The organism is Streptomyces sp. NPDC002309 (assembly GCF_053593375.1).
Window position 1 is genome coordinate 14,337 of sequence record NZ_JBSFCI010000028.1, and the last position, 20,830, is coordinate 35,166.

Here is a 20,830-nt window from a genome sequence, read left to right on the forward strand (position 1 = left end):
GGTCGCGAGGAGCGCGCATGATGACGTCACCCCGCGGGTGCGCCGAAGATCTTTCGGACGGAAGCGCGGATTCCCGCAGAAGGTCCGGCCTTGATGTACCGGCCTGAGGTGGTTCGGGTGGTGACCCGTTATCCGATTTTGACATGGCGGGCGTCCTGCACGGCCCGGTCCGAATGGCAAGATGCCCTAATCACACAAGGTCGCGACACTCGAAGGCGTGTGCACTCGTCGACCCACGGCACTGCCGAACCCCATCGGCAGCTGTCCGCCCCATCGGCAACTCCACCCATCCGCCGGAGGAACCCACCATGACCGCAAGCTCCACCCGTCGTACGACCGCCACACGCTCCCGGCTGGCAGCGGTCGGCTCGATCGCGGTCGCAGGCGCCCTGATTCTCACGGGCTGCGGTGACCAGACCAAGGACGGCAGCAGCGGGACCGAGACCGAGAGCTCGGCTCCGCTGGCCGACAAGCTGCCGGCGGCCATCGCCGGCAAGGGCGTCATCAAGGTCGGTTCCGACATCGCATATGCACCGGTGGAATTCAAGGACGACTCCGGCAAAACGGTGGGTATCGACCCTGACATCGCCGAAGCGATGGGCAAGCAGCTCGGCGTGAAGTTCGAGTTCCAGAACGCCACGTTCGACACCCTCATCGGCGGTCTGGCTTCCAACCGGTACGACATCGCCATGTCGGCGATGACCGACACGAAGGACCGCCAGGAGGGCATCGACGGCGACACCGGCAAGAAGGTCGGCAAGGGCGTCGACTTCGTCGACTACTTCACCGCCGGCGTCTCGCTGTACACCAACAAGGGCGACTCCCAGGGCATCAGCACCTGGGACGACCTGTGTGGGAAGACGATGGCCGTGCAGCGCAACACGTTCTCGCACGACCTCGCCAAGGACCAGGCGAAGAAGTGCACGGACGACGGCAAGCAGGAACTCAAGATCGAGGACTTCGCCACCAACCCGGAGGCCGAGACCAGGATGCGCTCCAAGGGCGCCGACGTCGTCTCCGCCGACTTCCCGATCGCCGCGTACGCTGTGAAGAACGCGGGCGGCGGCAAGTACTTCGAGATCGTCGGCGAGCAGGTCGAGGCGGGCCCGTACGGCATCGCGGTGTCCAAGGACGACACCGAGCTGCGTGACGCGCTTCAGGCCGCCCTCCAGGCCATCATCGACAACGGCGAGTACGAGAAGATCATCAAGAAGTGGGGCGTCGAAGACGGTGCAATCACCGAGGCCAAGGTCAACGGCGGTTCCTGATCCCCGTCTCGGCACCACCGTTCTGAAAGGCTCCACCCGTGACTGTTGACGTCAACAAGACGGACGGTCCCGCAGACCCCACGCCGCCCGCCGGTCCGGAGGCCATCAAGGCCGTCCCGGTCCGGCACCCCGGGCGCTACGTGTCAGCGGCTCTCGCGATCGCCATTCTCGGCGCGATCGTCTACGCCTTCGCGCAAGGCAACATCAACTGGGACGCGATTCCAGCGTACTTCTTCGACGACCGCATCTTGCACGGCGTCTGGAACACCCTGCTGCTCACCGTGCTGTCCATGGTGATCGGCATCGCGGGCGGCATCCTCCTCGCCGTCATGCGCCTGTCGAAGAACCCGGTGACCTCATCGATCGCATGGTTCTACATCTGGTTCTTCCGCGGCACTCCGGTCCTGGTCCAGCTCTTCGTCTGGTTCAACCTGGGCCTGGTCTTCGAGTACATCAACCTCGGCCCGATCTACAAGGACTACTGGTCGTCCTTCATGACGCCGCTGCTGACGGCGCTGCTCGGACTCGGACTCAACGAGGCCGCGTACATGGCGGAGATCTGCCGTGCCGGTCTGCTCTCGGTCGACGAGGGTCAGACCGAGGCATCGCATGCCCTCGGTATGAGCCACACCAAGACGCTGCGCCGTATCGTCATCCCGCAGGCGATGCGCGTGATCGTGCCCCCGACGGGCAACGAGGTCATCAACATGCTGAAGACGACCTCGCTCGTCTCGGCGGTGCAGTTCGCGGACTTGTTCAAAGAGGCTCAGGACATCGGGCAGAACGCGGGCTCCACAGTGGAGATGTATTTCCTCGCTGCCGCCTGGTACCTGATCATGACCTCGATTCTCAGCGTGGGCCAGTACTACGTCGAGCGCTACTACGCGCGCGGCTCCTCCCGGACTCTGCCCCCGACGCCCATGCAGCGGCTCAAGGCAGCCGTCCTGCCCGTGCGTCGTCCGAAGGGAGTCACGGCATGACGGACATGACGAAGCAGCCTTCCCCCGGTTCGGCATCCGTCCCGATGGTGAAGGCCGAGGGCGTCCACAAGTCCTTCGGTCACATCGAGGTCCTCAAGGGCATCGACCTGGAGGTGAAGACCGGCGAGGTCTTCTGCCTGATCGGCCCCTCCGGCTCCGGCAAGTCGACCTTCCTGCGGTGCATCAACCACCTGGAGAAGATCAACGCCGGGCGGCTGTACGTCGACGGGCACCTCGTCGGCTACCGCCAGAAGGGCGACAAGCTCCACGAGCTGAAGGACAGCGAGGTCGCGCGCCAGCGCCGGGACATCGGCATGGTGTTCCAGCGGTTCAACCTGTTCCCGCACATGACGGCCGTCGAGAACGTCATGGAGGCGCCCATCCAGGTCAAGGGCGTCAGCAAGGGGCAGGCCAAGGAGCGGGCGCGGGAGCTGCTGGAGAAGGTCGGCCTCGGCGACAAGGCCGAGAACTACCCCTCGCAGCTCTCCGGCGGCCAGCAGCAGCGCGTCGCCATCGCCCGCGCACTCGCGATGGACCCGAAGCTGATGCTCTTCGACGAGCCGACCTCGGCCCTCGACCCGGAGCTGGTCGGTGACGTCCTCGACGTCATGCGCGACCTCGCCGAGTCCGGCATGACGATGGTCGTCGTCACCCACGAGATGGGCTTCGCCCGCGAGGTGGGCGACAGCCTGGTCTTCATGGACGGCGGTGTGGTCGTCGAGTCCGGCGACCCCCGCGAGGTCCTGACCAACCCGCAGCACGAGCGGACGCAGGCCTTCCTGTCGAAGGTGCTGTAAGGCACGCGGGCACCACGGAAAAGGGGCGGTACGGACTCTCCGTACCGCCCCTTCGCGTGCGCGGGGCCTACTTCACCGCGAGCAGCAGCGTGTCCGACGGCGAGCACCACACCGCCCGCGTCTCCGCGAACCCTTGCTCGCGCAGCACGCCCGCGTGCCACGCCGCCGACGGCATGTCGCCGTCCGCGTGCTCGCCGTAGATCTCGAAGCGCCGGGCGGTGGGCCCGGCGAGGGCCGGGTCCTTCGCGGCGAGCTGCCACCATTCGGCCCAGTCGAGGGCGCCCTCCCGCCGTGCCTCGTCCCTGCGCGCGTGGCGCAGGGCGCGTTCGGCGGCGTTGATACGGGGCGTGGTGTCGTCGATCATGTGGTCGGCGTTCATGAAGACGCCCCCGGCCCGCACAAGTCCGCCGATCCGGCCGTACAGCGCCCGCAGGGGTTCGGCGTGGAGCCAGTGCAGGGCGGTGGCGGTCAGGACGGCGTCGTAGGTCTCGTGCGGCAGCAGCGCGGGCCAGTCGGGGTCCTTCAGGTCGGCCTCGACGAAGGAGACGCGCTCGTCGCCGTCGAACGTGCCGCGGGCGATCGTCAGCAGGGCCGGGTCGAGGTCGATTCCGGTGCTCGTGGCGTCGGGGAAGCGGGCCAGCAGCCGGGCCGTGACCGTGCCGGTGCCGCAGGCGAGGTCCAGCACGCGCGGTGCGGTGCCGGCCAGCGCCTCGACCATGTCGAGCATGACCCGGAAGCGCTCCTCGCGGTCCGGCATGTACCACTCCTGCTGCCGGTCCCAGCTCTCCTGCCAGGCGTTCCAGTCCGTTCCGATACTCGTCGTCATGGGGACCCTCTCCGGCTCAGTCGCGTAATACCCTGGAAGCACGATCGGCTGTTACGTCACCGCAGACATGACCATAAAGCCCCTCCGTAAGGACTACAAGTGGAACTGGCCTATTACTCGGACTACGCCGTACGCCTCGTCAACAGCGAGGAGCCGGCCCGGGGGAAGGACTCGCTGACGTCGGTCGAGGCCGTCCGGGGGCTCTTCGGCGCCAACCAGTCCGCGGCCCGTCGCGCCACCGAGGCGGACGTGACACGGTTCCGCTCGGTCCGGGCCCGGCTGCGCGCGGTCTTCGAGGCGGCCGACGGCGGCGACGAGACCCTGGCCGTGGACCTGCTGAACTCCCTGCTGCTGGAGTTCCCGGTCAGCCCCCAGATCTCCGGCCACGACACCCGCGACGACGACGGCCGCCCGCTGTGGCACATGCACCTCGCGGACCACCCGTCCAACGCGACGGCGGGCTACGCGGCCATCGCGGCGATGGGGCTCGCCTTCCACCTCACGGAGCACGGCGTGGACCGCCTGGGCCTGTGCGAGGCGGCGCCCTGCCACAACGCCTACCTCGACACGTCCACCAACCGCTCCCGGCGCTACTGCTCCGACCGCTGCGCCACCCGCGCCAACGTGGCCGCCTACCGGGCGCGCAAACGCCGGGAGGCGGACCGGCCGGACGAGACGGGCCTGGCCGCCGAGAGCGCCCACCGCAGCACCGCCATCGGCGAGCGCTGACCCGGCCTGCGCGGCCGGTACCGGAACATCACCCGGCCCAGGACCAGCTCGTCGGGCACGACTCCGTAGTCGGTGCTGTCCCCGCCCGCGTACGCGTTGTCGCCCCGCACCCACCAGCCGCCCTCACGGCGCTCCGCGGCCCGTTTGACGACGAGCAGGTCCTGCTGCAAGGGATGGCGCAGCACGACGACGTCACCCTGCCTGACCCGGGCGGCGTAGCGCAGCAGGAGCCGGTCCCCGTGGTACAGCGTCGGGACCATCGACGGCCCGGTCACCTCGGCCAGTCCGAAGGGCGGGACGCCCCCTTCACGCTCGGTCTCCTGCGACAGCTCCGGCATCCCCGGCACCTCCCCGGTCCGATCCTCCACCGGTCCCAGTCTGACGCCGGACTTTTGTCCTAGGCCCATGGGGGCACTCGCGAAATCACGTCGGTCAGGGAGTAATGTCCCCCCTGAGAAGACGATCACGAGGAAGGAATGCTCCATGCTTTCCCGCCTGTTTGCCCCCAAGGTCAAGGTCAGCGCGCACTGCGACCTGCCCTGCGGTGTGTACGACCCTGCCCAGGCCCGCATCGAGGCGGAGTCGGTCAAGGCCGTCCAGGAAAAGATGGCCGGCAACGACGACCCGCACTTCCGGGCTCGTGCCACCACCATCAAAGAGCAGCGCGCCGAGCTCGCCAAGCACCACGTCTCGGTGCTCTGGAGCGACTACTTCAAGCCCCCGCACTTCGAGAAGTACCCGGAGCTGCACCAGCTGGTCAACGACGCCCTGAAGGCCCTGTCGGCCGCCAAGGCGTCCACGGACCCGGCCACCGGCCAGAAGGCCCTCGACTACATCGCCCAGATCGACAAGATCTTCTGGGAGACCAAGAAGGCTTGATCTATGGCTAGGCCGTCTGACCTGCGATTACGCGGGTCGCATCGCCTACCTGTCCGCACCCGGTCCGCAGGCCGCCGAGCACGGCGTCCATGACGGCCCGGGTGCGGTCTTCTTCGCCCGGCCACAGGTGCGCGTAGATCCGCAGCGTGATGACCGCGGACGCGTGGCCGAGGACCAGCTGGACCTGCTTGACACTCGCGCCGCCGGCGATGAGCGCGGAGGCGTAGAAGTGGCGCAGGTCGTGCGTCACCATGTGCGGCAGCTCGACGGGCTTGCGCCCCTCGCGCTCAGCCGCCGCTGTCTCCGCCGTCTGGAGCTCCCTGCGGGCGCAGTTCCACTCGGTCTTCCACCGTCGGTAGTTGAGCGGCTCCCCCTCCTCCATCGTGAACAGCCACTCCTTGGACGGGCGTGCGGCGAGGTGTGTGAGGAGCGCGTCGGTGACGACCTCACCGACCGGGACCGTACGCCGGGACTTCGCTGTCTTCGGCGGGCCGGTCTTCCCCGACTGGAGCCGCTGCCGGTCGACGCGGATGGTGCCGGCCTTGAAGTCGACGTCGGACACCTTGAGGCCGAGCAACTCGCCTATGCGCAACCCTGACCCGGCGAGCGTGACGACCGCCGCGCGGATGTATGGCGGCATCGCCCGGGCCATGGCCTCGACCTGGGCGACCGTGGGTGGCGTGACCTCCTCGTCCGACATGGGCGGGAGGGTGATCCGGCGGCACGGGCTGGAGGCAATGATCTTGTCGTCCACTGCCGCCGCCATGAGGCGTACGAGGACGTCAAAGACGTTCCGCACGCTGCCGGGGCCGAGCTGGTCGGAGAGGTGCTTGAAGAGCACCTGGATGTCGTTGCGGCGTATCGCCGCCATGGAGCGGGCGCCCAGCGCCGGTACGAGGTGGAGCCGTAGCGCGTTGTCGGTGATGCGCTCGCCCGCCTCGCTGGCGATGAGCGAGCCCTCCCACTTCTCGGCGTACTTCTCGAAAGTGAGGCGGCCTGCGCGCGGGTCGACGTACTGACCGGTGATCACGCTGGCCGTGACCTCGTCGAGCCAGCGCTGGGCGTCGAGCTTCCGGTCGAAGTGGCGGGCGTGCTCCTTGCCGTCGAGGTCGCGGTAGCGGGCTCGCCATTTGCCGTTGGGACGCTTCTGGATGTTCGCCAAGTGGCTGCTCCTTCATGTCGGTTGTCAGTAGTGGCCGCCGTCCTCGATGTCGCCACTGAGGATGCGAGCGTCCCGCTCGTCACCCATGAGGCGGAGGCACTGCTCGTGGATCGCCCGCGAGCTGTCCGGGTGGGCCTTGATGTGGTCGGCGACGGCGACTACGGCGCGGTGCAGACGGTCCCGGGCGTCGCGGGTTTCGTAGAACGCTTCAACGGCTTCCTGGACGAGCCGTCGACTGTCGATGTCGAGCCCCTCCAGGGGCGGGGACATCAACTCTTCGAGGGGAAGCTCGAAGACGCGGGAGAAGGCAAGCGCCTCGTCGAGGTTGATCCGACGGCGGGGCGAGCCGTTCTCGATGCGCCACACGGCCGTCTGGTTCATCTTCACGCCGGCTCTGGTCACGCGCTCGGCCAGCTCGGTCGTGCTCCACCCCCTGACTTCGCGCTCCAGGGCCACGCGGCCCGCCACGTTGCCCTCGCTGTAGAGCAGGGGCACTTCGCCGCCCCCGGTCATGTCGTCGTCCATCGAACCTCCATCGCGACCATCGCTATCCGGATAGAAACATGGGCTTCCCGTTTTGGCTAATCGCCGATCATGAGGTACTGATTATGCAGATCGAATTACTACCTAACCGAATGGGAACGCATGCGATACCTGACCACCGCCGAGGTCGCCGAGCGCTACCGCACCGCAGAGAGCACCGTCCGTTACTGGCGCCAGCTGAGGAAGGGGCCGCGCGGCATCAAGGTCGGCAAGCGGGTGCTCTACCCCGAGGCCGAACTGCTGCGCTACGAGCGCGCGCTGACCGACGGCGGAGACGAGTGGGGCCTGGCCTCATGAGCCTCCGTCAGCCCCGGACACAGCAACGGCCCCCGGCGCGCCAACGCCGAGGGCCGGAGATTCCCCTGCACGTCGCCCATCCCTGAACGAACGAACCGGTGAGGGGCGGGACATTGCCCGTCCCGTCCCTCACCTGAGAGGAACGTCGATGGAGGACTCTACGTCCCCCGCCACCCCGAACACATCCGAAGTTGGCTGGCCCGTCGCCGCGGTCCCCGGCCAGGGCATCCCCTGGCACAACGGGGACCGGAGCGGGGACCGAACGAAGTCACGATCCCCTGCTGCACGCGCCAGCGGCGATGCTTCGGCGGGTGTTCCAGTCGGGGACCGAAACACCCCCAGCGCGGCATCCGTACCGCTCAGCACCCTGGGGTCCGGTCCCGCCCGAGCGGAAGCCGGGGGCAGGGCGAAGACTTACGGTTCGCCGGTGCCCGAACCCGGTCCCCGAATCACGGGCGAGCACACCGCAGTCCGAGCCGATGGTGAGGCTCACGGTCCCCACGCGTCTGCGGGGACCGTGGTCCCCAACGGCGGATCGAGGGCCGGGGACCGCGCCGGCGCGAGCGACGGGACGGCCGACGAAGGAGCCGTGCTGCTGGATGACCTGCGTGCGGCGATCGGCCGGTATGTGGTGCTGCCGAGCGACGAGGCCCTGACGGCGGTCACCCTCTGGGTGGCGGCCTCCCACATCCAGCCCGCCCTCCAGCACGCCCCTCGGCTGGCGGTGGTGGGGCCGACCAAGGGGTGCGGCAAGTCCCGCGTCCTGGACGTGCTCCATGAAACCGTGCACCAGCCGATGATGACCGTGAACACCTCGCCTGCCGTGGTGTTCCGCGTCATCGGCAAGAACCCACCGACGCTGCTGGTGGACGAGGCCGACACCATCTTCGGCCCCAAGGCCGGCGACAAGGAGGACCTGCGGGGTCTGCTGAACGCCGGGCATCAGCGCAACCGGCCCGCCTGGCGAATCTCCGGGCCGGAACACAAGCCGACGGCGTTTCCCACCTTCGCCATGGCCGCGCTCGCCGGGATCGGCGACCTGCCGGACACGATCATGGACCGGGCGGTCGTCATCCGCATGCAGAAGCGCAAGCCCGGTGAGAAGATCGCAGCCTTCCGCTCCCGGTACTCCGTCCCGGAACTGAACGCGCTGCGCGATCGGCTGACCGCGTGGCTGGCCCCACTACGCGGGACGGCGCACCGACTGGTGCCACTGATGCCGGTCGAGGACCGCGCCGCCGACACGTGGGAGCCCCTGGTGATCGTCGCCGACCTGGGCGGCGGACACTGGCCCTCGCGGGCCCGTGCCGCCTGCCTGGCGATGACCCGCAACGAAGTGGTTCAAGACGAGCAGACGACGCTGAAAACGCGACTGCTGCGCGACATCCGCCGCGTGTTCGAGCAGGAAGACAACAAGGAGGCTCTGCGCAGCCAGGACCTGCTCGCCGCCCTCCTCCAGGACGCCGAGGCGCCGTGGGCCGAGTACGGCACCAAGGGCCTGAACGCCTACCACCTGGCCAACCTGCTGCGCGACTTCGGCATCAGCCCGGCCAACCACCGCTTCGAGAACGGCAGGCAGGCCAAGGCGTACGCCCGCAACCAGTTCCTCGACGCTTGGGCCCGCTACTGCCCCGACCCTGCCCAACCGGCTTCCACAGCAGAGGAGACCGCGCTCGCACGTCGAGCCCAGGGCAAGCCACCGGCCCCTCCGTCCGGGACGCCGCCCATCGGCTCGCCTGGCGGGCCTCCTGCCAGCCCCAGGCCCACGCACTGACACCAGCTCCGTATCAATCCGTCGCATCCGTCCCCGCGCAGGTCAGCGCGGGGACGGACTTCCTCGCCGATACGGATCACTCCGTACCTGCGACCGCCTCCGTACCTGTCCTGACCAGCTACGGGACGGATGCAACGGACGTGACGAAGCCTCACCGCACACGACCACCGGAGCAGCACCATGCCCGAAACGAGCGCCGACAACTCCCCCACTCGCCGCCGCAAGGGATTCTTCGGCCTGTCCCGCCGATCAGCAGCAAGCTGGAGCGAACGAGCCTCTAACGAGGCTTCGTCCGCGCTTGCCCCCGCCCCAGGGGTGGCGGAGGAGAAGGCCGAGCGCCAGGGGGCGCCCGAGCCGGAGGAGGGTGCAGGCGAGACCAGCTGTCAGCCCGCAACTGACTCCGTCGCCCCTCGCCCTCAGCCGCCGGCCGATGTCCAACCACCCGCCGAGCAGCCCTCCTGGCGGGATCCCGACGCCCCCGTCCTGCCCGCACTGATGAACCGCAAGCGCACCGTGGAGAAGCGCGACCAGGAGAAGACCATCCGCTTCACGCGGACCGCCGTGATCAGCGCCGCCGCTCACCAACGAGGTCAGAAGTTCGCCGGATTCGTCGGCGACGCCGCCCTGGCCGTCGCCCTCGGCAAGGCGGGGCTGGTCGGCAGCCCGGAGGACGACCCGGTCCGCCCGCTGATCGAAGCCGTCGAAGCACAGACGGTCGCTCTCAACCGCATCGGCGGCAACCTCAACCAGATCACCGCAGCCATCCACCGAGGAACAGTGCCCGAGCGCGCCGAGGCGGTGCTGGACCGCGTCGAACAAGCGGCCAAGAGCAGCTACCGACTGATCGACCAGCTCCTGACGGAAGGCACCGCGCATGGTTCCTGACGTCTCCACCGGCTCCGACACCCGCGGACTGATCGCCTACCTCTTCGGCCCCGGCCGCCGCGACGAACACACCAACCAGCACATCGTCGCCGCCTGGGACATGGCCGGCGCCCCCGACCCCGGCGGCGACCCCGAGGCCACCTACACGCTGCTCGCCAAGCGCCTCGACCACCACGTCGACATGCGCACCCGCGAACTCGGCGGCAGGAAGCCCGCGCAGCACGTCTGGCACTGCCCGGTCCGCACCGCGCCCGGCGACCGCTACCTCACCGACGCCGAGTGGGCAGAGGTCGCCCGCCGCATCGTTCACGCCGCTGGCATCGCCCCCGAAGGCGACGAGAAGGCATGCCGGTGGATCGCGGTGCGCCACGCCGGCGACCACATCCACATCATGGCCACCACCGTCCGCGCCGACGGGCGCCGCCCCCGCACCCACCGCGACGGACAGCGGGCCCAAGCCGAGTGCCGGAAGATCGAGGCCGAGTTCGGCCTGCGCCGCCTGAAGTCCGGCGACCTCACCGCGCCCCGCACCCCCACCGGCGCCGAACGCGCCAAGGCCGAACGCCAGGGCCAGACGGTCACGGCACGGCAGTGGCTGCGCGAGCAGGCGTACGCGGTCGCCGCCGCCGTACGAACCGAAGCCGACTACTTCACCGTGCTGCAGTCCCTCGGAATCAAGGTCAAGACACGCCTCGGCCCCAAAACCGGCGACGTGATCGGCTACAGCCTCGCCGCACCCGGCGACACCAACGCAGCCGGCGAACCCGTCTGGTACGGCGGCTCCAAACTCGCCCCCGACCTCTCCATCAACCGCCTACGCGAACGCCTCCCCGACCAGGAAGTGACCGACCGCCCGCGATATGCGGCGGACCCCGCCGACCCATGGCGCCACACCACCACCGCAATACACACGGCACGCTCCGTACTCGACTCCGGTGACGATGCCGCCGCCCAGGGCCACCTGGCCGCCTTCGGCGACGCCCTGTACAACATCGCCGACGCCACGACCGGCCCACACCGGGCGGAACTACGAGCGGCAGCGACGGCGTTCAACCGCGCCCGCCGCTCCGCCACCCGCGCCGACCACCAAGCCGCCACCGCCCTACGCCAGGCCGCCAAGGAACTCGCCTACGCCTCCGGCGAGCCGGGCGGACTCGCCATCGCCCTGCTCTTCGCCACCGTGCACCTGGCCCGCGCCGCCGCCAAGTGGCACGAGCAGCGCGGTCACGAGCAGCAAGCCGCAGCGGCCGAGGAAGCCTTCCGCCACCTCCAGACGGGCTACCAGCAGGCCGCCCCACCCGTCCTGGCTGACCTGACCCGCCACGCACCACGAGCCGCAACCGCCCGCCGCTACGAGCAGGACATACACGCGACCCTCCCCGACCACGCCGACCGAATCCTCACCGACCCCGCTTGGCCCGCCCTGACCACAACCCTCGCCCAAGCCGAAACCGCCGGCCACAACCCCCGACGCCTCCTGGCCGAATTGGGCTCCCAGCGGGAGCTCGACAGCGCCGAGCGACCCGCCGAAGTCCTCAACTGGCGCATCACCGCTCAACCGAACAAGCGGGCGCAAGCGGCTCGCACGCGAAGCACCGCCAGCGCCACATCGTCCACGTCCGCCGCGCCACACCCTCCGACCAGGCCAAGGGTCATGAAGCCCGAAGAACGCGGTCGCCACCGGTGACCCCGGTCACCGCGGTCAGATGCCCTGCCACGCGTCGCGGCGGGGCATCGAGTCTGGGCTCAGCGGCAAAGCCTCATGACGGTGTCGTCGAAGTCAGGAAACTCGCGCGCGGCCTGCGTGATGATCTCCGCCGCCGACGTGCAGCGGCCCGGAGCGAATTGCTCCGCGATGGCCACCAGGTCGCAATTGACCCGGGGAGACCAGCCGGGCTCAGGATCATACGAGGTCGCCGCTTCCCACGGGCCGAAGCCGTCAGCCAGAAGCCACAGGAAGGCACCCAGGTCGCGAGCGACGACGCCTGTCTCTCCTTCGGAGCCCAGAAAGACGATGGGCTGCTCCACCAGTTCCCGACCCGGACGGACCAGCCAGAACGCGGCGTACCCACCGGTGCCGTCCTGTCCGAACACGCGGAAGTCGTCGCCGATCAGCTCGCCGTTACCCGTCCACGCGCGGAACCACTCGGTGGTCTCACCAGCAGTCAGGAAAGACTTGTACGGCTCGAAGTCGACACCGTCCTCGCCAATGCACTCAAGCCGGACCGCCATGGCAGCGGCGAGCGCGGCAGGGAACCGGCGATCTCCGTTCGTGGTCATGCGAAGACAGTAGCGATCGGTTTGGGCTTGGCAGCACCGCCTGCCCGACGTCCACCTCCAGCCGAGATGGGGTCAAACGGCAAGGTCAGCCGTCATCGTCCACGCCTCCTCGCAGTCCCCACTCATCGAGGCCGGAGTAGATCACTGCGATGCGGCCCCTGGGGAAGTCGAGTGACGTGGCCTCCCCGCTATAGAGGGCTACCAGCGAGTCGGGCCCTCTCCACCAGGTGTCCGCCAGACCCATCACCTCGCGCACCGGCGCATAGCCGTTCAGCCCTACGCCCTCGACGTCATCACCGACGAGCTTGGTGACCCGTTTTGCCCACATAGATGCGTGGTGAGCCAAGGCGAGCGATTCCACCCAGCCCTCGATGGTTGCGTGGAGGGGTGCCCACCTGTCTGCCTGGATACCGAACTCACCGGACGGACTGATCATGAAAGAGTAGGGGACTGCGGTCCGCTGCATCCCGGCTTCGAACCACCACCCTGCGGAGTCCGCTTCGGGCGAGTCCGGATCGAGGTACTTGGGGCCTCCGTCGTACTGCGGTGCGGGCGGCAAGAGCAGACCGCCCCATCGCTCCTGGTAGGCCGCCATCCGATCGATCACCGCTGCTGGGATGTCCCGCTCAAGCCACCACTGCCTGTGCCCCTCGACGAGGCGAACGTCGACCTTGACGCCATGCGCCGCGACAAAGGATCGCGCTCGGCGCGTCAGGCCGTCGGGCACATCATTGATGAGGTGAAGATTCACCCGAGGGACGCTACCCAGTAGCCGTGGGGAGAGCATGCTCACAACCTCGTGGCATGTGCGGTCGTACCGCTCACTACGCTGGCAGGCGTGAACACGCCGTCGACCCCACGACTGACTCTGGACGCCGCCCGTGCTCTTCAGGGCATGCTCCGAACCGAGATCGGGCCGGGGCTCACCGAGCGAGAGCTCGACGCGGTCGAGACACGGTTCGGCTTCACTTTCTCCGCAGACCACCGCGTCTTCCTCGCCGCCGGGCTCCCGCACGGCTCGTCACGGTGGCCCGACTGGCGAAACGGCAGCTCAGAAGACCTGGCCGAGCGACTGGCGTGGCCGGTGGAGGGCGTGCTCTTCGACGTGGAGCACAACGTGTTCTGGCATCCTGCCTGGCCGTCGAGGCCAGCAGAGACATCCGAGGCACTACGGGTCGCAAGGACCGAGCTGGAGAGCGTGCCGCAGCTGGTCCCGGTCTACGGACACCGCTATCTGCCCGGCGCGGCAGGCGAGCACGGGCACCCCGTCCTATCCGTCTACCAGACCGACATCGTCCTGTACGGGAACGACCTCGCCGACTACTTCCACCACGAGTTCACCGGCCGACCGAGCGACCTCCTCGCTCGTACGACAGTCGACTTCTGGTCGTACTTCGTCGAGGGCGGTCCGGGCATCGACGTCTCCCTGCCCACGCCGTTCACGCCGTACGCCAGGAGCGCGCAGGAGGCTGTCGGCTGCATCAGGATGCTGGCCCTGGAACGCCTGATCGGCCGTCGGCACCACCCAGGGCAACTCATCGAGGCCGGCCTCACGGCGCTGGTCCTCAACGTCGAGACGGAGTCTCTCCCCCTCCTCGCTGGCCTGTCACGCTCCGAGCACGCGCAGGCCGACGCCTTCTTCGAGCAAGTGCTGGACGAACTCGGCCTGCTCCGGGACCTCCCGGCCGACACCACCGACCTCCCATGGGAAGCGGCGCGTTGGGAACTCGTCCGCTGGTGGCTCCAGCTGATCGTGAACGGCAGCCTGGACCCCGGCGCCGGCGGTGACCTGGTCACGTACGAAGGATGGGGCGCATTGACCCACCCGCAGTCACTCAGACCCCTGGTCGACAAGACCGACGCCTACAACGACTGGGCAGCGATCCAACGCGGCGACCGGGAACCTCTGGCGGAAGAGATCACCGAGGAGGCAGGCCGCCTGCTCGCCGGGCCCTGGCCGCCACTGGGCTGACCTCACCGGCGGCAGACGAGGATGCCGCCGAGGCAGGTGATCTCGTACGCGCCATTGCGGGCGATGTCGTCGGCGACGAGGGCTCGGGCCCGGTCGATGGTCGCGTCGAAGGGCACGTCGTGCTGGTCTGCCCAGGCTCGGTACGAGGTCATGTGGGCGATGACAGGGTCGGGTTCCCGGACTGTGATGGTCCCCGGCAGTTCAACGACATCCACTCGGCTGAACTCCTCGCCGAGGAAGGCCGGAGCCTGCTCCAGGGAAAAGCGGGCGCTGAGCGAGATACGGGCCGGGCCGCGCTCGACGCCGAGGACGTCGGCGGCGGCCCGCTGCCAGAGGTCGTCGAGTTCGGTCTTGTCGCGGTCGCTGTTGGTGGAGGCGACCACCAGCCCGTCACGGGCGACGACCCTGGCCAGCTCCCTGACCGCCTGGGGGATGTCGGGTACGTGGTACAGCATGTGGAGCGCGAGAGCGGCGTCGACGCTGCCCGCCGCCAGCGGAAGCCGCGTAGCGTCCGCCACGGCGACCGGGCCGAGGACGCCGGCAAGGATGCCGGGAGCGATGTCGAAGCCGAGCAGGGACAGGTCCGGGCGGTCCTGGCGGAGCCGCTGGATGAACTTGCCGTTGCCGCAGCCGATGTCGACGACCCGGCCGCGTACGTCGCCCATCCGCTCAGCGACGAGGCCGGGCAGGTCGTACCGGGGCGTCTGCCACTGGTAGAGCGACTGCCGGGCTGCCAGGTCCCGGTCTCCGTTGTAGGCGCTGCCCGCCAGGCGGGCACGGTCGGTGACGGCGGCGTTGTGGGCGTCGGACAGGTCGGTCACGTCGGCAACTCCGGAGGGCGAGCGGCGGACAGGGACGCACGGGCGGCCGTGTGTTGGAGTCGGTCGCGCAGGTGTACCGCCTGCGCGGCTCCACCGTACTGCGGCCCTTCCAGCTCCCGCCCGAGAACGGTGAGCCGGCGCACAATACTGGCCGACATGCGCTCCGGCGCGGACTGGAGAACGAAGCCAAGCATCTTCTCAGTGCCGTCCAGGTCACTTAGGAGCATGTGCCCGCGGGCGAGATCGAGGTGCGCGGCGAACAGGTCACCGACCGACTGGTCATCTCCGTCCGCGCTGCGATAGAGGCGGATCGCCGTCTCCGCGCTGAGGATGGCCCGGTGGACGTACTCCTGCCCGGCCACGGCCAGGAGGGTCGTTCCGGCGTACGCGAACTGCTTGGCCGCGGGGAAGTCGAAGACTCCCAGTACCTCGTCCCGACCTGAGATCGCCTCACGAGATCGTTCGGCATCCGACAGGGCAGCGAGTGCACCTGCCGAATCTCCTACTATCGCCAACGCCCGCGCCTCCAGACTCGCCAGCCGTGCACCGATGCTGCCGCTCGCCCGGTGCCGCCGGCCGATCTGCGCCAGCCGCGCCGCCTGCTCGTACCGCCCGGTCCAGTACGCAATCAACGACTCGACAGACCGTACCCAGGCCAGCATCCCCCCGTGCCCAGCCGCTTCGGCACAGGCGCGTGCGGTGCGGGCGTGGGTCGCGGCGGAGTCGTAGTCACCGAGGTCGAGGCAGACGTGCGCGGACAGGCCACAGAGGCGAGAAGCAGAGAGGTAGAGATCGGTGGTCTGCCAGGGGTGCTGACGCCCGCGTAGCAGCTCGAACACCCCGTCCCATAACCGCTTGATCTCGACGTACTGCTCCATCAACGGGTGGCTGACGTACGTACGAGCGAGCCGGCCGACGTCCGCTTCCAGTTGCTCCACGACGAACTCGTCGGCGTTCCGCTGCGCGATGAAGCGGGCGAAGTCCGCCGAACGCACCGCGTCCTCCGTGAGTGGGTCTCCACGGCCGTGGGTGTCTTCGGGTGGCAGCACCGGCGGCGCAATCTCGACCTCAGCGGCATCGGACCCGTCCCGCTGCCTCTTGCTGACGGCAACAGCTTGGTCGAGCACGGCGACATCGATACCGAAGACCTGCGCCAGGTACTTCCGGGCGTAGGGAACAGGGACTCGGGCTTCACGCTCGTACCGCCCGATCTCCTTGCCGGTCTTCGCGGAACGCCCCTCCAGGACGTTGTACTCGTCGGCAACCCTCTGCTGGCTCCAGCCGCGTGCGGTACGCAGCCGTACGAGCAAGGCACCGATCCCGGTGTCGCCCATGCCGTCCCCCAGGAACACGTGGCCTCTGGCCCCCATAGTGGCCCCCGTCTTGGCCTCCGTGCTGGCTCCCGACCCAAATGAGTTAAGTCGCTTTGCTGTTAACCATGGCAAGCAGACTCACCAACGAGGCGACCGACGCCGCCCCTGATCTTCTTCCGGGCACGGGTCGGCACCGCACCATGCTCTTCCCCTGCCGCCGGACCACCCCGCGTACCGCTCGCGACTTGGTCGCCGCCACGCTGACCGAATGGGGTGAGACGAGCCGCCTCGACGACATGCGCCTGTGCACCTCGGAGCTCGTCACCAACGCCGTGCTTCACGGGGTGCCCGTGGGCCGACTGGTCCTGGTAGAGGTCGAGTCCCTCGACGCAGAGCTGCGGATCGAGGTCCACGACAGCGGCGAGAACAGGCCGACGAAGCGCGTTCCCGAGGAGTCCGCCGTCGCCGGCCGCGGTCTGCTGATCGTCGCCGCGACCGCCGACAGCTGGGGCGTGAAGGAGCGGACGGGCGCTGGAAAGTGCGTCTGGGCCGCATTCGACCGTGCCAAGAGCAGGGCCGCTCCCCTGCCGCCCCACACCGCCGGCCCCCAGGGAGACACCTCATGACCACACACCCCGTCTCGCCGAACACCGTTCTCGCCAACGCCCTCCACCACGCCGAGGACGTCCTGACCCCGCGCATCCTGGCTGCCCCGCCCAAGCGGATCGTGCTGGTCGTCGGCACCCAGATCAACGGCGCCCCGCACATCGGCACCTCGCTCGTTCAGTCCCTGGCCTTCGCCATGGCGGCCCGACTGCGCGACCGCTTCGGTCTCCCCGCCGAGGTCCTCTTCAGCGCTCTCGACAACGCCCCGTACGAGCTGGCCACCGACCCCGCCAGCGGCAACCGCTACCAGCGCGCCTACGCCCAAGCCCTCGGCGAGCAGGCCCTGCGCGACCTGGTCACCGCCCTCTATCAGCCCCTCTTCACGGCTCTGTCCAGGCGCCTGGGCATCCCGCACCGCATCGAGACGTACACCCAGCAGCAGGCCGGCGAGCACTACCGTCGCACCTGGCTCCGGCTCCTTCCCCGCATCGACGCCGCCCGCTGCTGGCTCGCCCCCTCCACCGGCACCCCGCACCTCCGCGTCCCCTGCCCGCACCTCGGCTGCGGCTGGGCGGAGAAGCACGCCGAACGCACGCGTGCCCACCTCGTCGGCCCCGAGTCCGCGCGAGTCTCCGCCGTCTGCCTCCACCACGGCCCGTACGAGACCACCCTCACACCCACCACCGGCGGCTACCTCGACCTGGCCACCCTCTACCGCAACCTGGTCAAGGAACTCGCCCTGACCAGCCCCCAGGGCACTCTGCACGTCATGGTCAAGGGTGGCGACTGGGTCTTCGGCTCCCACCTCGTCGACGAGGCCCTCCAGGCCGTGGGCCTCACCCGCGCCCAGCTGCCGGCCCGCCTGTTCTGCCCCCAGGTCGTCACCGACACCGGCGCCAAGCTGTCGAAATCCCTCATACGAGAAGGCCGTGCCCCCTTGCCCGAGGGCGCCGCCCCTTGGATGCTCGACACCCGGCAGTGGCCCGGCACCGTCACCGAGTACGCCGACCAGTTGCTCGCCATGGCTGAGACCCTGCTCTCCGACCCCCGCCACTTCTTCCGCTCGTACTCGGCTGCCGAGATCGGCCGCCTGATCACCGCACCGTCCCCCAGGAGCGTTCCTTCCCGATGACCGACCGCACCGCCCGCGTCCGCGAGCTCAACCTCTACCGCCAGTACTTCGAACTCGTCGCCGCGGGCACCAAGACCATCGAGGTGCGGGTCAAGTACCCGCACCTCGCGGACCTCGCCGCCAGCGACACCATCCGCTTCCGCATCAAGGGCACGGACGAGACCTGCGACGTGACGGTCCTCCGCGTCACCGAGTACCCCGACTTCGAGGCCCTCCTCGACGGCGAAGGCTCGCCAAACGTCAACCCGACCGCCACCCGCGACCAGCAGCTGGCCAACATCCGCACCATCTACGGCCCCGAGAAGGAAGCGCTCGGCGCCCTCGCCATCGAGATCAAGCGCATGGCCTGACCGATTCCCGCTCTTACAAGATCGGACACTCGGAGCCATCCTCGACCGGAACGGCAACGCCCATCGAAGCCGCCCAAGCGGCACCACCCAGGAGGGGATGCGGTGACCAGTTCAGTTCCCTGGACGGATCGTCTGTCCACCGGTACAGAAGCGACTCAGGACAACGTGGTGCGCTGGTACCAGAGCACGCGCGAAGGCAAGGCGTACGTGCCCACGGTGATCTGGGGCACGCTCCAAACCGAGGCGTACGCCACCGTGATCCTCGGCCAGGTCGTCAACTTCCTCGGCATCCCGAACGACGTGCCGGCGGGCGTCGCCAAGCGCATGCAGCGACAGCAAGTGCTGTACGACGGCGAGCACCACTACGACGTCGTCCTCGGGGAGCAGGCTCTCTACACGAACATCGGTGGACCCGAAGTCATGCAAGAACAGATCGAGCGCCTCCTGCGAGAGCTCGGCCTGGCCTCTCTCACCCTCGGGATCCTTCCCTCCACCGCACAGGTGGACCTGTTCCCCGTCCACGCGTTCAACATCTACGGCGATGGCGACCGGGCCCACGTCGAACTCGTCTCCTCCTCCGTGGACATCACGGAACAGAGCGAACTCGACCTCTACAACAAAGCCTTCGCCGCGCTGAGCAGCGCGGCATCGTACGGCGACGCCGCCGAGCAGCTCCTGAAGAAGGCCCACTCCTTCTGGACCAACACCCCGCTCCCGCAGTAGGCCCCTCGACACACCAGCGGCCGGAGCACCGCAACGGTCTGCAGCGCACCCGATCAAGACCGTCCCGCCCCTCACATGCCCGACAGCCGGTCCGACGAAGGGAACCCTGTGACCCAGCAGGCCGACGGCCAACCGAAGGCCCACAAGCCGGCGCTCGAATCCATGACCCTGCTGGTCGCCGCCGTCATCGTCCACGACAAGGCCACCAACCGCGTCGTCCTCCTCCAGCGCAGCGAGAACGCCAAGTTCGCCCAGGGCATGTGGGACCTCCCCGTCGGCAAGAGCGAGCCGGGCGAGCCCATCACCGAAACCGCGGTCCGCGAGCTACACGAAGAGACGGGACTCATGGTGAAGCCCGAGTCCCTCAAGGTTGCCCACGTCATCCACGGATCTTGGGGCGTGGAGGCCCCCAACGGCTTCTTCACCGTCGTCTTCGCCACGCACGAGTGGACCGGCGAACCAGAGAACCGCGAACCCCACAAGCACTCCCAGGTCCGCTGGGTCGACGCCGCCGCCATCCCCGAAGAATTCGTGGAGACCACGGCCAGCGCCCTCGACCGCTATCTCGGAGGCGGGCCACAGGTCTCCCTCAACGGCTGGAGCTAGGCTCACCTCCATGCCTGATCCAGCTCCTGACCCTCGCCTGCAAGCCTTGACCAACCAGCTCCGGCCGGGCCCTGTAAGAAGGGTGGCGGTCATCGGGTTCGACGGAGCGGATGTCGTCGTGGAGCTCGTGGATGGCGAAGGAGAGAAAGCCGAGATCGGTCGGATCCCTAGGCATGAGGCTTCGATGCGTCGGGCGGAGCACCCATCCGAACTCTTCAAGATCGGCCAAGAGGTTGACGCTGAGGAGATCGGACGTTGGGGTGAAGGTCAGCTTCATCTCTCTAGCAGGGCATGCGAGATTCCATCCTTGCGATCCTTCCTCCTCGCCATGGAACGCGGACAGGTTGTCACCGGGACCGTCGCGGAAGTGCACAACTTCGGGGTCTTCGTCCACCTCGACGGCGAGCCTGATGGCTTGTGTACCGGCTTCATCCGAGTGCCAGACCTGACGTGGTCTCGGATCGACCACCCCTCCGAAGCCGTTCAAGCCGGCCAGCGGATCACGGCGGAGGTGATTGTCGCCGAGACGCGATCCGGACAAGTCACCCTCTCACGGAAAGCCCTGCAGGAAGATCCACTCATCCGCTTCGCGGACCAGGCCGGCCGCGTCGTCACAGGGCGGATCACTAAGATCATTCCCTTCGGCGTGTTTGTGCAGCTTGCTCCGGAGGTCGAAGGGCTCCTTCACATCTCAGAGCTGACCGACGAGCCTGTTGAGACCCCTGACCAACTCGTCCGCGAAGGCGAGCTGATCGCAGTGAAGGTCGCCGAGGTCGACCTTCAGCGTCACCGGGTGCGGTTGTGCGTTGCTGACGGGGCGGGCAGTTAACGCTGGCCCGCTGAATCACGCATCGGCTGTCACGTACTGCGTCGGGCCTGAGCCGCCC

24 protein-coding genes are annotated in these 20,830 nt (G+C 68.5%); 16 read left to right on the top strand and 8 right to left on the bottom strand.

Features of this window, described 5'->3' with window-relative positions; translation table 11 throughout:
• Positions 1-308 precede the first annotated feature (308 nt).
• From ACWCPM_RS23185 to ACWCPM_RS23195, 3 genes are read left to right on the top strand one after another with little or no spacing between them, the layout of a single operon-like run.
• Complete coding sequence (locus ACWCPM_RS23185) at positions 309-1,268, top strand: ABC transporter substrate-binding protein (protein WP_450978147.1); 960 nt, start codon at positions 309-311, stop codon at positions 1,266-1,268.
• Positions 1,269-1,306: 38 nt separating this feature from the next.
• The gene (locus tag ACWCPM_RS23190) at positions 1,307-2,248 is read left to right on the top strand and encodes an amino acid ABC transporter permease (RefSeq protein ID WP_450978148.1); all 942 of its coding nucleotides are present in this window, start codon (positions 1,307-1,309) and stop codon (positions 2,246-2,248) included.
• Positions 2,249-2,292: 44 nt separating this feature from the next.
• Entirely contained in the window at positions 2,293-3,045 is a 753-nt protein-coding gene (locus ACWCPM_RS23195) for an amino acid ABC transporter ATP-binding protein (protein ID WP_450978236.1), read from the top strand.
• A gap of 67 nt (positions 3,046-3,112) precedes the next feature.
• Here the strand turns inward: ACWCPM_RS23195 and ACWCPM_RS23200 are convergent, their stop codons facing one another.
• Positions 3,113-3,871, bottom strand: coding sequence for a class I SAM-dependent methyltransferase (locus ACWCPM_RS23200; RefSeq protein WP_450978149.1), 759 nt, complete (start codon positions 3,869-3,871; stop codon positions 3,113-3,115).
• A gap of 99 nt (positions 3,872-3,970) precedes the next feature.
• Here ACWCPM_RS23200 and ACWCPM_RS23205 point away from each other — a divergent pair, with 99 nt between their 5' ends.
• The gene (locus ACWCPM_RS23205; protein ID WP_450978150.1) at positions 3,971-4,600 is read left to right on the top strand and encodes a CGNR zinc finger domain-containing protein; all 630 of its coding nucleotides are present in this window, start codon (positions 3,971-3,973) and stop codon (positions 4,598-4,600) included.
• Here the strand turns inward: ACWCPM_RS23205 and sodX are convergent.
• The gene (gene sodX / locus ACWCPM_RS23210) at positions 4,504-4,938 is read right to left on the bottom strand and encodes a nickel-type superoxide dismutase maturation protease (protein WP_450978237.1); all 435 of its coding nucleotides are present in this window, start codon (positions 4,936-4,938) and stop codon (positions 4,504-4,506) included. The genes ACWCPM_RS23205 and sodX overlap by 97 nt on opposite strands.
• A 145-nt stretch (positions 4,939-5,083) precedes the next feature.
• Between sodX and sodN the strand changes: the two genes are divergently transcribed.
• Complete coding sequence (sodN, locus tag ACWCPM_RS23215) at positions 5,084-5,479, top strand: superoxide dismutase, Ni (RefSeq protein ID WP_450978151.1); 396 nt, start codon at positions 5,084-5,086, stop codon at positions 5,477-5,479.
• 7 nt (positions 5,480-5,486) lie between these two features.
• Here the strand turns inward: sodN and ACWCPM_RS23220 are convergent, their stop codons facing one another.
• The gene (locus tag ACWCPM_RS23220; RefSeq protein ID WP_450978152.1) at positions 5,487-6,641 is read right to left on the bottom strand and encodes a tyrosine-type recombinase/integrase; all 1,155 of its coding nucleotides are present in this window, start codon (positions 6,639-6,641) and stop codon (positions 5,487-5,489) included.
• A 24-nt stretch (positions 6,642-6,665) separates the two neighbouring features.
• Positions 6,666-7,166 (bottom strand): helix-turn-helix transcriptional regulator, encoded by a 501-nt coding sequence (locus ACWCPM_RS23225; protein WP_450978153.1) that lies wholly within the window; start codon positions 7,164-7,166, stop codon positions 6,666-6,668.
• A gap of 120 nt (positions 7,167-7,286) precedes the next feature.
• Between ACWCPM_RS23225 and ACWCPM_RS23230 the strand changes: the two genes are divergently transcribed.
• The 4 genes from ACWCPM_RS23230 (at position 7,287) to ACWCPM_RS23245 (ending at position 11,827) form a co-directional block, all read left to right on the top strand.
• The gene (locus ACWCPM_RS23230; protein WP_450978154.1) at positions 7,287-7,481 is read left to right on the top strand and encodes a helix-turn-helix transcriptional regulator; all 195 of its coding nucleotides are present in this window, start codon (positions 7,287-7,289) and stop codon (positions 7,479-7,481) included.
• Positions 7,482-7,998: 517 nt separating this feature from the next.
• On the top strand, positions 7,999-9,255 hold the full coding sequence (locus tag ACWCPM_RS23235; RefSeq protein ID WP_450978155.1) for a DUF3631 domain-containing protein: 1,257 nt from the start codon (positions 7,999-8,001) through the stop codon (positions 9,253-9,255).
• Between the two features lie 315 nt (positions 9,256-9,570).
• Positions 9,571-10,140, top strand: coding sequence for a hypothetical protein (locus ACWCPM_RS23240; protein ID WP_450978238.1), 570 nt, complete (start codon positions 9,571-9,573; stop codon positions 10,138-10,140).
• Positions 10,130-11,827, top strand: a complete 1,698-nt coding sequence (locus ACWCPM_RS23245) for a relaxase/mobilization nuclease domain-containing protein (RefSeq protein WP_450978156.1) — start codon at positions 10,130-10,132, stop codon at positions 11,825-11,827. Before ACWCPM_RS23240 ends, ACWCPM_RS23245 begins: the two co-directional genes overlap by 11 nt.
• Before the next feature lie 59 nt (positions 11,828-11,886).
• On the opposite strand, the gene ACWCPM_RS23250 is transcribed toward ACWCPM_RS23245, so the two are convergent.
• Together ACWCPM_RS23250 and ACWCPM_RS23255 are read right to left on the bottom strand one after the other, a co-directional pair.
• Entirely contained in the window at positions 11,887-12,420 is a 534-nt protein-coding gene (locus ACWCPM_RS23250) for an SMI1/KNR4 family protein (protein WP_450978157.1), read from the bottom strand.
• Positions 12,421-12,505: 85 nt separating this feature from the next.
• Positions 12,506-13,171, bottom strand: a complete 666-nt coding sequence (locus ACWCPM_RS23255) for a hypothetical protein (protein WP_450978158.1) — start codon at positions 13,169-13,171, stop codon at positions 12,506-12,508.
• A gap of 144 nt (positions 13,172-13,315) precedes the next feature.
• Here ACWCPM_RS23255 and ACWCPM_RS23260 point away from each other — a divergent pair, with 144 nt between their 5' ends.
• Positions 13,316-14,392: a hypothetical protein gene (locus ACWCPM_RS23260; protein WP_450978159.1), complete on the top strand. Its 1,077-nt coding sequence runs from the start codon at positions 13,316-13,318 to the stop codon at positions 14,390-14,392.
• A 2-nt stretch (positions 14,393-14,394) separates the two neighbouring features.
• Here ACWCPM_RS23260 and ACWCPM_RS23265 read toward each other — a convergent pair whose 3' ends face one another.
• Together ACWCPM_RS23265 and ACWCPM_RS23270 are read right to left on the bottom strand one after the other, a co-directional pair.
• Complete coding sequence (locus ACWCPM_RS23265; RefSeq protein WP_450978160.1) at positions 14,395-15,213, bottom strand: class I SAM-dependent methyltransferase; 819 nt, start codon at positions 15,211-15,213, stop codon at positions 14,395-14,397.
• On the bottom strand, positions 15,210-16,583 hold the full coding sequence (locus tag ACWCPM_RS23270; RefSeq protein ID WP_450978161.1) for a helix-turn-helix domain-containing protein: 1,374 nt from the start codon (positions 16,581-16,583) through the stop codon (positions 15,210-15,212). The genes ACWCPM_RS23265 and ACWCPM_RS23270 overlap by 4 nt, the downstream gene beginning before the upstream one ends.
• A 68-nt stretch (positions 16,584-16,651) precedes the next feature.
• On the opposite strand from ACWCPM_RS23270, the gene ACWCPM_RS23275 reads away from it, so the two are divergent.
• The 6 genes from ACWCPM_RS23275 (at position 16,652) to ACWCPM_RS23300 (ending at position 20,772) form a co-directional block, all read left to right on the top strand.
• Complete coding sequence (locus ACWCPM_RS23275; protein ID WP_450978162.1) at positions 16,652-17,152, top strand: ATP-binding protein; 501 nt, start codon at positions 16,652-16,654, stop codon at positions 17,150-17,152.
• Positions 17,149-18,264 carry a hypothetical protein gene (locus ACWCPM_RS23280; RefSeq protein ID WP_450978163.1) on the top strand — a complete coding sequence of 372 codons (1,116 nt, stop codon included), beginning with the start codon at positions 17,149-17,151 and terminating at the stop codon, positions 18,262-18,264. Before ACWCPM_RS23275 ends, ACWCPM_RS23280 begins: the two co-directional genes overlap by 4 nt.
• Complete coding sequence (locus ACWCPM_RS23285; protein ID WP_450978164.1) at positions 18,261-18,614, top strand: ASCH domain-containing protein; 354 nt, start codon at positions 18,261-18,263, stop codon at positions 18,612-18,614. Before ACWCPM_RS23280 ends, ACWCPM_RS23285 begins: the two co-directional genes overlap by 4 nt.
• A gap of 102 nt (positions 18,615-18,716) precedes the next feature.
• A complete protein-coding gene (locus ACWCPM_RS23290) occupies positions 18,717-19,337 on the top strand; it encodes a DUF5753 domain-containing protein (RefSeq protein ID WP_450978165.1) in 621 nt (206 codons plus the stop codon).
• Positions 19,338-19,412: 75 nt separating this feature from the next.
• Entirely contained in the window at positions 19,413-19,943 is a 531-nt protein-coding gene (locus ACWCPM_RS23295) for an NUDIX domain-containing protein (RefSeq protein ID WP_450978166.1), read from the top strand.
• Positions 19,944-19,989: 46 nt separating this feature from the next.
• Positions 19,990-20,772 (top strand): S1 RNA-binding domain-containing protein, encoded by a 783-nt coding sequence (locus ACWCPM_RS23300; protein WP_450978167.1) that lies wholly within the window; start codon positions 19,990-19,992, stop codon positions 20,770-20,772.
• The last annotated feature ends 58 nt before the right edge of the window (positions 20,773-20,830 follow it).

What these genes read in the sequence shown, in the direction of transcription:
- ACWCPM_RS23185 (WP_450978147.1), top strand. Translation starts at nt 309, where the DNA reads ATGACCGCAAGCTCCACCCGTCGTACGACCGCCACACGCTCCCGGCTG.
- ACWCPM_RS23195 (WP_450978236.1), top strand. Translation starts at nt 2,293, where the DNA reads ATGGTGAAGGCCGAGGGCGTCCACAAGTCCTTCGGTCACATCGAGGTC.
- ACWCPM_RS23200 (WP_450978149.1), bottom strand. Translation starts at nt 3,871, where the DNA reads ATGACGACGAGTATCGGAACGGACTGGAACGCCTGGCAGGAGAGCTGG.
- sodX (WP_450978237.1), bottom strand. Translation starts at nt 4,938, where the DNA reads ATGCCGGAGCTGTCGCAGGAGACCGAGCGTGAAGGGGGCGTCCCGCCC.
- sodN (WP_450978151.1), top strand. Translation starts at nt 5,084, where the DNA reads ATGCTTTCCCGCCTGTTTGCCCCCAAGGTCAAGGTCAGCGCGCACTGC.
- ACWCPM_RS23225 (WP_450978153.1), bottom strand. Translation starts at nt 7,166, where the DNA reads ATGGACGACGACATGACCGGGGGCGGCGAAGTGCCCCTGCTCTACAGC.
- ACWCPM_RS23230 (WP_450978154.1), top strand. Translation starts at nt 7,287, where the DNA reads ATGCGATACCTGACCACCGCCGAGGTCGCCGAGCGCTACCGCACCGCA.
- ACWCPM_RS23245 (WP_450978156.1), top strand. Translation starts at nt 10,130, where the DNA reads ATGGTTCCTGACGTCTCCACCGGCTCCGACACCCGCGGACTGATCGCC.
- ACWCPM_RS23250 (WP_450978157.1), bottom strand. Translation starts at nt 12,420, where the DNA reads ATGACCACGAACGGAGATCGCCGGTTCCCTGCCGCGCTCGCCGCTGCC.
- ACWCPM_RS23260 (WP_450978159.1), top strand. Translation starts at nt 13,316, where the DNA reads ATGCTCCGAACCGAGATCGGGCCGGGGCTCACCGAGCGAGAGCTCGAC.
- ACWCPM_RS23270 (WP_450978161.1), bottom strand. Translation starts at nt 16,583, where the DNA reads ATGGGGGCCAGAGGCCACGTGTTCCTGGGGGACGGCATGGGCGACACC.
- ACWCPM_RS23275 (WP_450978162.1), top strand. Translation starts at nt 16,652, where the DNA reads ATGGCAAGCAGACTCACCAACGAGGCGACCGACGCCGCCCCTGATCTT.
- ACWCPM_RS23280 (WP_450978163.1), top strand. Translation starts at nt 17,149, where the DNA reads ATGACCACACACCCCGTCTCGCCGAACACCGTTCTCGCCAACGCCCTC.
- ACWCPM_RS23285 (WP_450978164.1), top strand. Translation starts at nt 18,261, where the DNA reads ATGACCGACCGCACCGCCCGCGTCCGCGAGCTCAACCTCTACCGCCAG.
- ACWCPM_RS23295 (WP_450978166.1), top strand. Translation starts at nt 19,413, where the DNA reads ATGCCCGACAGCCGGTCCGACGAAGGGAACCCTGTGACCCAGCAGGCC.